Annotated in this window: 16 protein-coding genes; 5 read left to right on the top strand and 11 right to left on the bottom strand. The window is 69.7% G+C overall.

From position 1 onward, the window contains the following. The first annotated feature begins 85 nt into the window (after positions 1–85). On the top strand, positions 86–160 hold the full coding sequence (locus QNJ12_RS23820; RefSeq protein WP_367281838.1) for a hypothetical protein: 75 nt from the start codon (positions 86–88) through the stop codon (positions 158–160). A gap of 133 nt (positions 161–293) precedes the next feature. Here the strand turns inward: QNJ12_RS23820 and QNJ12_RS22080 are convergent, their stop codons facing one another. After that, a complete protein-coding gene (locus QNJ12_RS22080; protein WP_300626022.1) occupies positions 294–1160 on the bottom strand; it encodes a LysM peptidoglycan-binding domain-containing protein in 867 nt (288 codons plus the stop codon). Continuing rightward, the gene (locus QNJ12_RS22075; RefSeq protein ID WP_300626020.1) at positions 1150–1683 is read right to left on the bottom strand and encodes a SigE family RNA polymerase sigma factor; all 534 of its coding nucleotides are present in this window, start codon (positions 1681–1683) and stop codon (positions 1150–1152) included. Before QNJ12_RS22075 ends, QNJ12_RS22080 begins: the two co-directional genes overlap by 11 nt. Before the next feature lie 111 nt (positions 1684–1794). Between QNJ12_RS22075 and QNJ12_RS22070 the strand changes: the two genes are divergently transcribed. Further along, positions 1795–3156, top strand: coding sequence for a M20/M25/M40 family metallo-hydrolase (locus QNJ12_RS22070; RefSeq protein WP_300626018.1), 1362 nt, complete (start codon positions 1795–1797; stop codon positions 3154–3156). Between the two features lie 160 nt (positions 3157–3316). Here QNJ12_RS22070 and QNJ12_RS22065 read toward each other — a convergent pair whose 3' ends face one another. From QNJ12_RS22065 to QNJ12_RS22030, 8 genes are all read right to left on the bottom strand, one after another. After that, a complete protein-coding gene (locus QNJ12_RS22065; protein WP_300626016.1) occupies positions 3317–3598 on the bottom strand; it encodes a hypothetical protein in 282 nt (93 codons plus the stop codon). 47 nt (positions 3599–3645) lie between these two features. Then, positions 3646–3906: a hypothetical protein gene (locus tag QNJ12_RS22060; RefSeq protein WP_300626014.1), complete on the bottom strand. Its 261-nt coding sequence runs from the start codon at positions 3904–3906 to the stop codon at positions 3646–3648. Further along, positions 3903–4214: a hypothetical protein gene (locus QNJ12_RS22055; protein WP_300626012.1), complete on the bottom strand. Its 312-nt coding sequence runs from the start codon at positions 4212–4214 to the stop codon at positions 3903–3905. Before QNJ12_RS22055 ends, QNJ12_RS22060 begins: the two co-directional genes overlap by 4 nt. A 133-nt stretch (positions 4215–4347) precedes the next feature. Then, positions 4348–4764, bottom strand: coding sequence for a PaaI family thioesterase (locus QNJ12_RS22050; RefSeq protein WP_300626011.1), 417 nt, complete (start codon positions 4762–4764; stop codon positions 4348–4350). A gap of 7 nt (positions 4765–4771) precedes the next feature. Continuing rightward, complete coding sequence (locus QNJ12_RS22045; RefSeq protein WP_300626009.1) at positions 4772–6415, bottom strand: AMP-binding protein; 1644 nt, start codon at positions 6413–6415, stop codon at positions 4772–4774. Between the two features lie 180 nt (positions 6416–6595). Then, positions 6596–7273, bottom strand: coding sequence for an ABC transporter ATP-binding protein (locus tag QNJ12_RS22040; RefSeq protein WP_300626008.1), 678 nt, complete (start codon positions 7271–7273; stop codon positions 6596–6598). Positions 7274–7346: 73 nt separating this feature from the next. Beyond that, a complete protein-coding gene (locus QNJ12_RS22035; RefSeq protein WP_300626006.1) occupies positions 7347–8399 on the bottom strand; it encodes an FtsX-like permease family protein in 1053 nt (350 codons plus the stop codon). Between the two features lie 41 nt (positions 8400–8440). Further along, positions 8441–9562 carry an ABC transporter permease gene (locus QNJ12_RS22030; RefSeq protein ID WP_300626004.1) on the bottom strand — a complete coding sequence of 374 codons (1122 nt, stop codon included), beginning with the start codon at positions 9560–9562 and terminating at the stop codon, positions 8441–8443. 207 nt (positions 9563–9769) lie between these two features. Between QNJ12_RS22030 and QNJ12_RS22025 the strand changes: the two genes are divergently transcribed. Together QNJ12_RS22025 and QNJ12_RS22020 are read left to right on the top strand one after the other, a co-directional pair. Beyond that, positions 9770–10693, top strand: coding sequence for an ABC transporter ATP-binding protein (locus QNJ12_RS22025; RefSeq protein WP_300626002.1), 924 nt, complete (start codon positions 9770–9772; stop codon positions 10691–10693). A gap of 8 nt (positions 10694–10701) precedes the next feature. Then, entirely contained in the window at positions 10702–11442 is a 741-nt protein-coding gene (locus QNJ12_RS22020; protein ID WP_300626000.1) for an ABC transporter permease, read from the top strand. A gap of 44 nt (positions 11443–11486) precedes the next feature. Here QNJ12_RS22020 and QNJ12_RS22015 read toward each other — a convergent pair whose 3' ends face one another. Further along, complete coding sequence (locus QNJ12_RS22015; protein ID WP_300625999.1) at positions 11487–12152, bottom strand: Crp/Fnr family transcriptional regulator; 666 nt, start codon at positions 12150–12152, stop codon at positions 11487–11489. A gap of 29 nt (positions 12153–12181) precedes the next feature. Between QNJ12_RS22015 and ispD the strand changes: the two genes are divergently transcribed. Beyond that, on the top strand, positions 12182–12817 hold the full coding sequence (gene ispD, locus QNJ12_RS22010; RefSeq protein WP_300625998.1) for a 2-C-methyl-D-erythritol 4-phosphate cytidylyltransferase: 636 nt from the start codon (positions 12182–12184) through the stop codon (positions 12815–12817). The last annotated feature ends 91 nt before the right edge of the window (positions 12818–12908 follow it).

The raw sequence follows: 12908 nt of genomic DNA, 5'->3' as shown, positions 1-12908 counted from the left end.
CACGACGACGACCACGACGACCATCGCCGTGTCGGCGGTGAGCGACGAGACGCTGCCGACAACCGGTTCGGAGGGCCGAACCCTCATGGCCGCCGCCGCGGTCCTCACCGCCGGCGCGCTGCTCACCGCCTTCAGCCGGCGCCCCCGACGCTCGATCTGACCTCGAGGCCTCGTCGCGGGTTGGACGGCGCAGGGGCGGGCTCGGTGCGGGCCCGCCCCTGCCGTGTGCCTCCGCTGACGCATCACCGGGACGCAGGAGCGATCGAAGGACGGCCTGAGGCGCCCGCCTGTGATCAGGGCTCGGTGGTGAGGACGCTCGTCGTCGCGTCCGGCTCGGGAACCGGTACGGAAGTCGTACCGGGCGCGGTCGTCAACGAGGTGGTGACCGGCGCCGGCGGCGTCGACGCTTGTGCTCCGGTCTCCCACGGGAGGATCTCGTCGGCCGGCTTACGGCAGACGTAGCCGGGAGGGGCGATCGTGGTCGTGCCGCCGTAGCAGTCGATCGGGACGAGTGTGCCGGGACCGACGTCCGAGGATGGCACCTGCGTCGTGAGCGGCAGAGCCTCCGGCGGGATCAGCACCACGTCGCCGACGAAGATCGGATGCTCGACGCCGTCGTCCCACGAGTTGAAGTTCGCCAGCACCACCGGGTCGACGCCGTACTGCGACGCGATGCCGAACACGGAGTCCCCGGCTTCGACGACGTGTTCGAAGGTCGAGGGCACGATCGTGGTCGGCGTGACGCCGACCCGTCCGTCGACGACGGGGAAGCACGATCGGAAGTAGTGACCGGCCGGATCCTCCTGGATCGTCACCGCGTCGGTGCACTGCCACAACTGGACGGCGAACGTCGTGGTCGGCGCGACCGTCGGCACGCCCGTCGTCGTCGCCCCAGCCGCTGCATCCGCCTCGTCGGCCGCATCGAGCAGCGCCGCCGTCGTCGGAACATCCTCGTTCCCGCGGTCGAGCGCCAGCAGTCCGGCCGCGCTGACGGCGATCACGGCAACCGAGCCGACCACGGCCACGCCGCGCCGCCTCCCACGGCGGCGGTCGACGCGCCGCCAGACGTCGGCGAGCTGGCCGGCTGGCTCGTGAAGCTGATGCGCGCGGTGGTCGAGCGAGGCTTCCACCCGGCGATCCAGGTCGCGGTCATCGGTCATCGTCGAGCTCCTGTCTGAGGGCGGCGAGTGCTCGGTGCAAGGTGGACTTCACCGTGCCGATCGGGATGCCGAGCGTGTCGGCGATCTCGGCGTCGGTGAGCTGGAGGTCGTAGCGGAGCACGACCGCCGATCGTTGCCGGTGCGGCAGGCGACGAATCGCGTCGACGGTGTGGTTGAAGCCGAGATCGTCGTCCGTCGTGGGCGGGACGGGTTGGCGCCTCGAGAGCATGCGCCTCCGCAGGACCCGCCGGCACCCGTTGAGGACCGTCACCCGGAGGTACGCCTCGGGATGTTGGAGACGGCCGTAGCGCTCGTAGACCGCAGCGAACGCGTCCTGGACGACCTCCTCGGCGCGCTGCTGGGTGTCGACGAGCGCGAAGGCGAGCCGGACCATGCGGGCGTACTGCTGCTCGTACAGCTCCTCGAAGGCCACGCCGGCCGGGGTCGCATCGTCGATGGTCACCATCGTGGTCGCGGCGTGGGCGGTGCCGCCGGTCGTTGGCGTCGTTGGCGTCGTTGGCATGGTCACCCTGACAGAGTCACGACGGTCGCGATCGGTTCCCAGGTTCCCCCGGAGGCGTTACAGGTGGTGTCAGACACCATGTGTAACGGCTTCGAGCGCGAGACTGCGGCGATGGTGAGCGACGTCACGCAGGACACCGTCGAGCTGCTGCAGACCCTGATCCGCAACGAGTGCGTCAACGACGGCACCGCCGAGTCGGGGCACGAGACACGAAACGCCGACGTGCTGCAGACGTACGTCGAGCGCAGCGGCGTCGACATCGAGCGGTGGGAGCCGACGCCGGGCCGAGCGTCGTTCGTCGCCCGCCTGCCCGGCACCGACCCGGATGCCCCGTCGCTCTGCCTGATGGGTCACACCGACGTGGTGCCGGTCAACGTCGACGGCTGGTCGAACGATCCGTTCGGCGGTGAGCTGATCCGCAACGCGGACGGCTACGACGAGGTCTGGGGGCGCGGCGCAGTCGACATGCTCAACCTGACGTCGTCGATGGCCGTGGTGTTCCGCTCGCTGGTCGACCGCGGCTTCCGCCCGAAGGGCGACCTGCTCTACTTCGCCGTCGCCGACGAAGAAGCGGGGAGCGCCCACGGGGCTCGGTGGGTCGCCGACGAGCATCCCGATGCGATCCGGTGCGACTACGTGCTCACCGAGAACGGGGGTCTGCACTACGGGCCGGAGGGGCACCGGACGATCTCGGTCAACGTCGGTGAGAAGGGTGTTGCCTGGCGCCGCATCCGCGTCCGCGGCACGCCCGGTCACGGCTCGATGCCGTTCGGATCCGACAATGCCCTCGTCACTGCAGCGAAGGTGGTGTCGCGGCTCGCCGACTACCGGCCGCCGCCGCGCTTCCACGAGCTCTGGCGCGGTCAGGTCGAAGCGCTCGGGTTCGACGACGAGATGACGGCTGCCCTGCTCGACGAGGACGCGATCGACGACCTGCTCGATGATCTGCCCCACGCCGGCGCGAAGGGCCACTTCCACGCCTGCACCCACACCACGTTCGCGCCGAACGTCGTCTCGACGGTGGGCCGTCCGAAGACCAACGTGATCCCCGACGTGGTCGACCTCGACATCGACATCCGCACGATGCCCGGCGACCACACCGACGAGGTCGCCGCCCACCTCCGGACTGCGCTCGGCGATGACCTGTACGACCGGATCGAGATCGAGATCCTGATGGACGACCCGGCGTCGATGAGCCGCATCGACACGCCGCTGTGGGATTCGCTCCAGCGCGCGATCGGCGTGCCGTTCCCCGACGCTCGGCTCAACCCGCAGTTCATCGGCGGGTTCACCGACTCGCGGGTGTTCCGTGAGCTCGGCGCGGTGGCCTACGGTGCCGGCCTGTTCAGCCCGATGATCGATCCGGCCGACTTCGGACTCCGATTCCACGGCCACGACGAGCGCATCGACGTCGAGTCGCTGCGGCTCACGACCGAGCTCTGGGAGCGCGTCGTCCTCGACCTGCTCGGCTGAGGGATCGGGCTTGCGCCAACCGGCAGAGCCGGATCGGCGAAGCCTGCCGTGGCCGCCGTCTCCGCAACGGCGCCCTGCGCCGCCGCTTCGACGCTCGCCCGCGGCATGTCGGAGCACTGGGTCGATTGCGCCGAAGGGCGGTCGCGGGCGAGGCTGAACGTCAGGAGCGGCGGCGGTGGAAGAACGCGACGATCTCGTTGATGGCGAGGACGAGGAGCATCGGGACGCCAAGGAGTCCGATCACTCCGGTGGCCGTGGCGCCCTTGCCAGCGATCAGCAGCACGATGCCGAGCACGGCGATCAGCGCAGCGATCGACCCCACCTTCAGGCGGACCGAGCGGATCGCCGCGCCCGTCCTCGCGACGTCCTCGGTGTACTCGTACTCGCGCCCGATGTGCGGGAACGCACGGTCGCCTGGCATCCCGGAGGGCCGGTTGCCCATGACCTCATGGTAGAGACCGTCCCGTCGCAGCTCGCCAGGGCCGAACGTCACGCGGCGGGTGGCGGATCGGGGCAGTCGGCGGCGATCCTCCGGGCCGTCCGACGCAGGATCCACTCGTTCCCGCCGAGGATCGTGGCGAGGATGATGCCGGGCAGCAGCCCGAACACGCCCGCGAGCAAGGGCGAGCCGGCGACCAACATGACCAACGCGATCGCGGCCACGATCACGAGACCCACTGTGACGCGGCGGCGTGTGTCGCAGTACTCGGCGAGGTGGCTCCGGAGCTCGTCGCAGTACGAGTCGGTCACGGGCGGAAGTTGCTGCGGTTCCTCGTGCGCCGCCGCTGGAAGAATGCGAGCGTCTCGGCACCGAGCATCACGAGGACGAGCGGCGCGGCGAAGAAGGTGACGAGGCCGAGCGCCGCGTCACCGTTACCGCTGATCCACCACGCGAGGCTCAGCACGGCGACGAGGAGCGAGCCGATCACCCAGATGCGCCGCAGGTTGCGGACGAGGATCTCGGCCTCGACGACCTCTGCGTCGAAGTCGTGCGGCGGCCGCTTCCAGCGCCGAGCCAGCTGCTCGTCGGGGAGACCGGACGGACGGCGATCAGCCATGGATCCACGGTACCCGGACGATCGGCGACCGTGTCCAGGGCCGCACCGTCACCGCCGCTCGTTGTGGCTGTGTCACAACCCATGTCCTCGCGACCCATGTCCTCACAACCCGCGTCGTCACGGCCCATGTTCGTCACAGCCACATGTTCGTCGTCGTGGCGTGTGCGGCGCGGGTGCCGTCGGGCAGCAGCAGGTCGATCTCGCCGAAGACCAGGGTGCGGCCCGTCTTGGTCGCTCGGGCGTCGAAGCTCACCGTTCCGATGTCGGCGGGCACGCCACGCTCGAACGACGTCTGGAGCTGCACCGTGGTGAAGTGCGCGTCCTCGGCGCCGTTCAGCGACAGCATGACGAACACCATGCCGGTGTCCATGCACGCCATGATCGCCTGGCCGCACAGCACGCCGCCCCCGTGGACCACCCGCGGGGTCACGTCGAGGTCGAACCGCACCCGGCCGGGCGTCGCCGCGATGATCCGCAGCCCGAGGTCGTTGACGAAGTCGGAGGCGCCTTCGGCGATCCGCTCGGCGATCGCCGCTTCGAGTCCGGTCAACGCACCCTCATGCCATCTCGGTGCTCGCCGCAGCCCCCAGGCCGAGCTCGTCGATCGAGATCTCGCGCATCTCGACCTTGCGGACCTTGCCGGTGACCGTCATCGGGAAGTCCTCCACGAGCTTCACGTACCGTGGCACCTTGTAGTGGGCGATCCTGCCGCGGCAGAAGTCACGCAGCTCGTCCTCGGTCGCCTCGGCGCCGGGCCGGAGCTTGATCCACGCCATCAGCTCCTCGCCGTACTTGGCGTCGGGCACCCCGATGACCTGGACGTCCTCGACGGCGTCGTGGGAGTGGAAGAACTCCTCGATCTCACGCGGGTAGATGTTCTCGCCGCCGCGGATCACCATGTCCTTGATGCGGCCGACGATGTTGCAGTAGCCGTCGTCGGCCATGACGGCGAGGTCGCCGGTGTGCATCCATCCGTCTTCGTCGATGGCGTGGCCCGTCTTCTCGGGGTCGTTCCAGTACCCCGTCATCACCGAGTACCCGCGGGTGCAGAACTCGCCGGTCGTACCCCGCTCGACCGTCTCGCCGGTCTCGGCGTCCGCGACGCGGATCTCGACGTGCGGGTGGGCGCGCCCGACCGTGGCCGTGCGGTGGTGCAGCGTGTCGTCCGGCAGCGTCTGGGTCGACACCGGCGACGTCTCGGTCATGCCGTAGCAGATGGTGACGTCGTGCATGTTCATGCGGTCGACGCACTGCTTCATCACCTCGACGGGGCACGGCGACCCGGCCATCACGCCGGTCCGCAGCGACGACAGGTCGTACGACTCGAAGTCGGGGTGGCCGAGCTCGGCGATGAACATCGTCGGCACGCCGTACAGCGAGGTGCAGCGTTCCGCCTGCACGGCGTCGAGCACCGCCTTCGGCTCGAACGCGTCACCGGGGATCACCATCGTGGCGCCGTGGCTGGTGCAGCCGAGGTTGCCCATCACCATCCCGAAGCAGTGGTAGAAGGGCACCGGGATGCAGATCCGGTCCTCGTGCGTGATGCCCTGCAGCTCGGTCGTGAAGTACCCGTTGTTGAGGATGTTCTTGTGGGTGAGGGTGGCACCCTTCGGGAAGCCGGTCGTGCCCGACGTGTACTGGATGTTGATCGGGTCGTCGGGACGGAGCGAGTCGCGGCGCTCGGCCAGTGCCTCGTCGCCGACCAACTCGTCGCCGTCGATCAGGCGGTTCCACTCGTCGGTCCAGAAGAAGACGGCGTGCTCGAGCGCCGGGCACTCGTCGCTGACGGCGGCGACCATGTCGACGTAGTTCGAGGTCTTGAAGTCGGGCGCGGCGATGATCCACCGGCACCCCGACTGGTTGAGCGCGTACGCCAGCTCGTGGGTGCGGTAGGCGGGATTGATGTTGACGAGGATCACGCCGATCTCGGCGGTCGCGTACTGGACCAGCGTCCACTCGGCGTAGTTCGGCGCCCACAGGCCGAGCCGGTCGCCCTTCTCGAGCCCGGCGTGCATCAGGCTCTTCGCCAGGTCGCGCACGCGGTCGCCGAACTCGCCGTACGTCCAGCGGATGTTCTGGTGCACCGACACGAGGGCTTCGCGGTGCTCGTGCCGGTCGATCGTGTGGATCAGGTTGGCCGGGATCGTCTCGTCGAGCAGGTCGACGTCGGTCGGGCCGTGTTCATGTGCCAGTGCCCCCATGGCCGCCCAGCGTAGATCGCGCCCGCGACTCGTGCCGTAGGGGGCGGGATCCGTCTGCTCGTCTCAGGGCGCGCCGCGATGGACGGCGGGCGAGCGTCACAGCAAGGGCGGAGACAGCGAGCACGTCAGGCGCAGCCGATCCGGCTGTGCCGGTCCGCGAAGCCTCGTCGGCGTTCGTTCTCAGGCGTACAGGACGCCGTCGGTGATGTGCACGGTGCGATCGCAGAACTGGGTGATCCGTTCGTCGTGCGTGACGACGATCGCAGCCGTGCCGCGGGACTTCATCTCCGAGCGGATCAGCTCCATCACCTGCTGCCCGAGCTCGGTGTCGAGCGCCGACGTCGGCTCGTCGAACATCACGAGCAGGGGCTCGTTCATGAGCGCCCGGCCGATCGCCACCCGTTGCTTCTGTCCACCGGACAGCTGCGACGGCAGGTTCTTCGCCCGGTCGGTGAGCCCGAGCTCCTCGAGCAGCCGGTCGGCGCGCTGGCGCGCCGGCTTGCCCTGACGCCGGCCGAGCTCGTCGACCACGAGGAGGTTCTCGCGGGCGGTGAGGAACGGCACGAGGTTGACCGATTGGAACACGAACCCGACCTGGTGCTGCCGGAAGGTCGTCAGCTGCTTGTCCGAGTACGCGGTGATCTCCTCGCCGCCGACGACGACCGACCCCTCGGTCGACGCGAGGATGCCGCCGGCGATCGAGCACAGCGTCGTCTTCCCCGACCCGGACGGCCCGACCAGGGCGACGATCTCGTCCGCGTCCAGCGTCAGCGTCGCATGATCGAGCGCGACCACTTCGCTGTCGGCCATCCGGTACACCTTGCGGACGTCCGACAGCTGGAGCGCCGGCGCGCTCATCGGCGTCGATCCTCGGCGTCGGCTGGACGGGTCGCGAGGGGCGAGTGGTCGGTCGGGTGCTGGATCGGTTGGTTCATGAGGAGCTCCCCAGGGCAGAGGCCGGATCGACACGGAGGACGCGACGCAACGAGAACGCGCTACCGACGACGGCGGCGACGAGCAGCAGGACGACGCTGATCACGATCCGCGTCGCCGAGATCGACAGTGGGATCGAGCCGGGTGGGATCAGCAGGTCGAGCACGACCACCGCGGCACCTGCGACCGCCGCGGCGACGAGCGTGACGACCATGGCCTGGACGACGAGCCCGAGGAAGATCGTTCCCGACCTGGCCCCGACCGCCTTGAGCACGCCGTAGAGCGCCGTCCGCTCGACCGTCAGCAGCGCGAAGAACAGGGCGATCACGACGAGCGCGACCACGACGGTGACGCCGAGGATCTGGTTGAAGGTCGTGCGCTGTTCGGTGACACCCGGGATCGCATTGACGGCATCGTCGATGGTCAACGCCTCGACCCGGCCTCCCAGACCCGTCTCGATCGCCGCGACGACGTCGGCACCGCGAACGGCGAGTGCCTGGAACACGCCGTCGGCGAGCGCAGCATCGGGACGGTTGACGGAGAGCACGGCGTGCCAGGTGTCGACGTTGGCCCACAGACCTGCCTGTCCGGTGTAGGACGTGTCCTCGACCCAGCCGACCACGGTGACCGGCGAGCGGGCCGGCCCCACGAGCAGCACGTCGCCCAGCTCGACACCGTCGGCCTCGAGCACCCGGTCCGCCCAGGCCTCGCCGTCGTCCGGCGGTGCCGGAACGCCGCGAGGCGCCAGCTCGTAGCCCCAGAGCGCGATGTTGGCGAGGTCGCGCGGCCCGTTGCCGGGGACCCGCGCGCCGAGCAGGACGACACCGAGGCCGCCGCTCTGCTCGACCGCCGGCAGTGCTTCGATCTCGGCGCGCGTCGTCGGATCGATCCGGCTCCGGAGGAACGAGGCCTGCGCCGACTCGGCGTAGACGATCGCATCGGCCTGCTGTGCACGAACGGCGCCGGTCGACGAGCGGATCAGGCCGTCGAGCAGCCCGCCCAGGAACATCAACAGCACGGCGATCAGCGTCAGGATCACGGTCGCCGTCACGAAACGACCCGGCCGTCGCACGAGCTCGCGGAGCGCCAACCTCATCGGGCGCCCCCGCCCGTGGTGGCCTCCATCGGGTCGATCGCCAGCACGCGCCTCGCGGCGACGAGCGAGCTGCCGATGCCGAGCAGGAGCAGCAGCGCCGCCCAGAGCACGACCGCACCCGTCTCGAAGCGGAGCGGGAGCCCACCGACCCGCTGCTGCGAGACGGGTGTGTACAGCGCGACGCCGACGACGAAGCCGGCGGCGACGATGAGCACCGCCTGGATGAGCAGTGATGCGACCAACCGCCGCGCCGGCGCGCCGAGCGCCCTGAGCAGGGTGAGTGCGCCCGACTTCTGGAACGTCACGATGAGGAAGAAGAGCCCTGTCACGCACGGGATGACGAGGCCGTACAGCAGGAAGATGATCGCGAACGACGATCGGATCTGTGAGACGCCGGGCGTCTCGTCGGCCGCGGCCGCACGCGTGAGCGCATCCAGGTCGTCGGACCGAGCGTTGATCCGCTCTGCGAGCGCATCGGCATCGACACCCTCGGCCGGAACGATCGCGAGCACGTTCGGGAGCGGCGTCCCGGCGTCGGGATTGACCGCCTGCACGGCTGTCACGTAGTCGTCCAGATCGGTGAAGAGCGTCGGCCCTGCGTTGAGCTGGACGTCGCGTGCGAGCCCCACGATCGTGATCTCGAACCCGCCGGGTTCGAGGACCACGACGTCGCCGATCCCGAACCCCTGGTCGGCGTCGGCATCGCTCCCGACCGCCTCGCCCGCCGAGGACGGGAAGCGGCCGTCGACGAGTTCGCTCGGCGCTCCGAGGTCGGGCGACTCGACACCGATCACGGACGTGTCGAACCGGTCGCCGTCCTCGGTCGCCGCGGTGAACGTGCCCTGCATGACGCGGCCGACCCGGCCGACGCCGTCGGTGCCGGCGGCGAGGGCCTCGAGGTCGGGAGTGATGATGCTGCCCTGGACCACGCGCTGCCCGTCGACCGAGTACACGAGCACGGGCGCCGACTGGTTGCGAATCGCCCCGACGAACGAGGTGAGGAGGCCGTTCTGCAGCGACTGCTGGAACAGGATCAGGAACACCAGCATGCCGATCGCGACGATCAGCAGGCCGAAGCGGACCTTCGCCCGCGCCATCTCCCTCAGCGCCAGGAACACGGAACCTCGATCCGGGCCCCGCCCGCGATCCCCGGGTCGGACCGCGCGTCGGTCGGTGTCATCACCCGGACCCTACGGATCGGTGGCGGGACGCGGATGCATGGTCCGTGGTGACTGCGGCGCCACGGCGCTCGACATGGTGGGCGTCTCGGTCGACGAGACGCGCCGGTGCGCGCACCGGCGCGGTCGATCTGCTCTGATACCCCCGTGATCGAGGTGCAGAACCTGACGAAGCGGTTCGGCTCGACGGTGGCCGTCGACGACCTCTCCTTCGAGGTGCAGCCCGGCCGCGTCACCGGCTTCCTCGGACCCAATGGCTCGGGCAAGAGCACGACGATGCGGTGCATGGTCGGACTCGACCGATTCGAGAACGGCGCGGCCAGCTTCGGCGGCAGGCAGTACCGCGACTTCCCGGCGCCGCTCACCGAGGTCGGCATCCTGCTGGACGCCGGCTACGTTCATCCGGCGCGGTCCGGCCGCAACCACTTGCGCTGGCTGGCGGCGAGCAACGGCCTCCCGAAGCGGCGGGTCGACGAAGTGCTCGAGCTGGTCGGCATGACCGAGGTGGCCAACCGCAAGCTGCGCGGGTACTCGCTCGGCATGAAGCAGCGGCTGGGACTCGCCGCGACGCTGCTCGGCGACCCCGGCACGATCATCCTCGACGAGCCGGCGAACGGGCTCGATCCCGAGGGCATCCGGTGGATCCGCGACTTCCTGCGGCACTACGCCGACCAGGGCCGTTCGGTGTTCGTGTCGAGTCACCTGCTGTCGGAGATGTCGCTGCTCGCCCAGGACCTGATCGTGATCGGGAAGGGCCGCCTGATCCAGCAGTCGTCGGTCGAGGACTTCGTCGGCGAGCACGCCACGTCGTGGGTTCGGGTCCGCAGCCCCCAGCTTCCCGAGCTGTTGCAGGTGCTGGGCAGCGAGGGCGCGACGGTGAAGATCATCGGTGACGCCTCGGCGCCCGAGGGTGCCGAGGTGCAGGGGTTGGCGATCGAGCAGGTCGGCGAGCTCGCCGCATCGACCGGTGCGACGCTCTACGAGCTGTCGGCGCAGACCGAGTCGCTCGAGGACGCCTTCCTGACCGCCACGGCGTCGACGCAGGAGTATCGATCGGGGGGTGCGTCGTGATCCACGCGATGCAGGCCGAATGGATCAAGCTGCGCACGGTCATGGCCCACTGGGTGCTGGTCGGCATCGCCATCGTGTTCCCGGTCGCGATCGTCATCCTGTTCTCCGCGTTCGCCGAGATCACCTTCACGCTCGACAGCCAGGAGGTCGCGAACGTGATCGTCGGCCTCGTCGTCGTGACGGCGCTGCTCCTCGGCGCGATGGCGGCGACGAGCCTGACGTCGGACTACACGCACAACGTCATCCGCCCGACGTTCGCGGCGACGACGTCGCGGGCGCGGGTCCACGCCGCGAAGCTCACGGTCAACTCGGTCGTGATCGCCGTCGTCTCGTTCGTGACCGTGGTGATCTGCTGGACGATCGCCCAGCTGATCTTCGACGGTCGAGACCTGTCGATCTCGCTGGGCGACGACGGTGTCGTGCCCCAACTGGTCAGCATCTCGATCCTCGGCGTGCTCGTGAGCTGGTTCGGCTACGGGCTCGGCCTGATCATCCGGAACGCCGCGGCGACGATCACGATCCTGCTCATCTGGCCGTTGATCATCGAGAACCTCGTCGCGCTGCTGTTCACGGCGCTCGACTGGGAGGGCGTGAACAAGTGGCTCCCGTACTCGGCGGCGATCTCCGACGCCGTGGCCGACGACTCCGTCGACACGCTCGGGCGCCCGTGGGGCGCGATCTGGTTCGCCGCGATCGGGCTGGCGATGATCGCGTTCGGGGGCTGGCTCGACCACCGGCGAGACGCGTAGCGCCGGGGCCGCCGGTCCTACGTGGAGCGAGACGTGACCGCGGGTCAGCGGGCGCGCAGTTCGAGGCGGTCGCGCTGCACGATGCGGTAGTTGCGGTCGTGCTGCTCGAGCCACCCCAGCTTGATGAAGCTGGCGATCGCCTTGTTGACGCGCTCGCGTGACGCGCCGACCATGCCGGCCAGCTCCTCCTGGGTGACGGGGAGCTGGAAGTCGTCCGAGCCGTTCGCCAGTTCGAGCAGCCGCTTGGCGGTGCGTCCCGTGACGTCGAGGAACACCGAGTCGGCGAGCACCTCGTCCATCACGCGGAGCCGGGTCGCGAGCAGCCGGGCGACGTTCCAGAGCAGGCGCGGATCTTCGTTGAAGAGCGTCCGGACCGGCTCGAACGGCACCTCGAACACCGACGATGGCTCGAGCGCCCTCGCGAGCGCCGATCGCGGGCCCTCGTCGAGCATGCCCATGTCGCCGAACAGATCGCCCGGCTCCATCAGGGCGACCACGCTCTCACGGCGGTCGACGGGGCTCGACATCGCGATCGCGATCCGCCCGCTGGTGACCAGGTAGAGCGCGTCGGGCGGGTCGCCCTCGTTGAACAGCACGTCGCCGCGGACGAGCGGGCGCTCGTGCCCGGCGTCGGCGATCCGGGCCAGCATCTCCGGCGACGCGTCGGCGAAGAACGACGTGCGTGCGAGGCGTTCGATGTGATCCGTCATCGTGTCCGCACGGTACTACCCTCGTCCCGGTGCTTGGCCCCTCGAACGTGTGGACCATCGTGGTCGGGGGCGGTACCGGTCGGCGCTTCGGGCGTCCCAAGCAGTACGAGCTCATCGGCGGCGAGCGGGTGATCGATCGCTCGCGACGCATCGCCGAGACGGTGAGTGCCGGCGTCATCGTCGTCGTCCCGCCCCAAGACGCCGACCACGAGGGCGCCGTCGCCGGCGGTGCCACACGGAGCGACAGCGTGCGTGCTGGACTGGAGCGCGTGCCGTCCGAGGCCGAGATCATCTGCGTGCACGACGCCGCGCGGCCGCTTGCCAGCCCGGCGCTGTACGAACGCGTCGTCGCGGCCGTGGCAAGCGGCGCGGACGGGGCGGTGCCGGGCGTGCCGGTTGCCGACACGATCAAGATCATTGACGACCGGGACGTCGTGGTCGACACGCCCGCCCGCTCCTCGCTCGTCGCCGTGCAGACCCCCCAGGCATTCCGTGCCGGTGTGCTGCGCGCAGCGCATGCCGACGGTGGCGAGGGCACCGACGACGCCGAGCTCGTCGAGCGCACCGGTGGCCGCGTCGTGGTCGTCGAGGGCGAGCAGGCCAATCGCAAGATCACCCATCCGGCCGACCTCGACTGGGTCCGGCAGGCCGCGGGCACCGCCTGAGCGGGATCACGATGAGCGAGCCGGGAATGATCCGCGTCGGGCAAGGGTTCGACATCCATCGTTTCTCCGACGACGCCGACCGCGAGCTCGT

The sequence above is a fragment of the Ilumatobacter sp. genome, from assembly GCF_030065885.1.
Classification (GTDB): domain Bacteria; phylum Actinomycetota; class Acidimicrobiia; order Acidimicrobiales; family Ilumatobacteraceae; genus Ilumatobacter.
This window is presented reverse-complemented; position numbering and strand designations above follow the sequence as displayed.

Coding starts and splice junctions, on each gene's coding strand:
- QNJ12_RS22020 (WP_300626000.1), top strand. CDS start 10,702: ATGCAGGCCGAATGGATCAAGCTGCGCACGGTCATGGCCCACTGGGTG.
- QNJ12_RS22045 (WP_300626009.1), bottom strand. CDS start 6,415: ATGGGGGCACTGGCACATGAACACGGCCCGACCGACGTCGACCTGCTC.
- QNJ12_RS22070 (WP_300626018.1), top strand. CDS start 1,795: ATGGTGAGCGACGTCACGCAGGACACCGTCGAGCTGCTGCAGACCCTG.
- QNJ12_RS22040 (WP_300626008.1), bottom strand. CDS start 7,273: ATGAGCGCGCCGGCGCTCCAGCTGTCGGACGTCCGCAAGGTGTACCGG.
- QNJ12_RS22065 (WP_300626016.1), bottom strand. CDS start 3,598: ATGGGCAACCGGCCCTCCGGGATGCCAGGCGACCGTGCGTTCCCGCAC.
- QNJ12_RS22075 (WP_300626020.1), bottom strand. CDS start 1,683: ATGCCAACGACGCCAACGACGCCAACGACCGGCGGCACCGCCCACGCC.
- QNJ12_RS22080 (WP_300626022.1), bottom strand. CDS start 1,160: ATGACCGATGACCGCGACCTGGATCGCCGGGTGGAAGCCTCGCTCGAC.
- QNJ12_RS22055 (WP_300626012.1), bottom strand. CDS start 4,214: ATGGCTGATCGCCGTCCGTCCGGTCTCCCCGACGAGCAGCTGGCTCGG.
- QNJ12_RS22015 (WP_300625999.1), bottom strand. CDS start 12,152: ATGACGGATCACATCGAACGCCTCGCACGCACGTCGTTCTTCGCCGAC.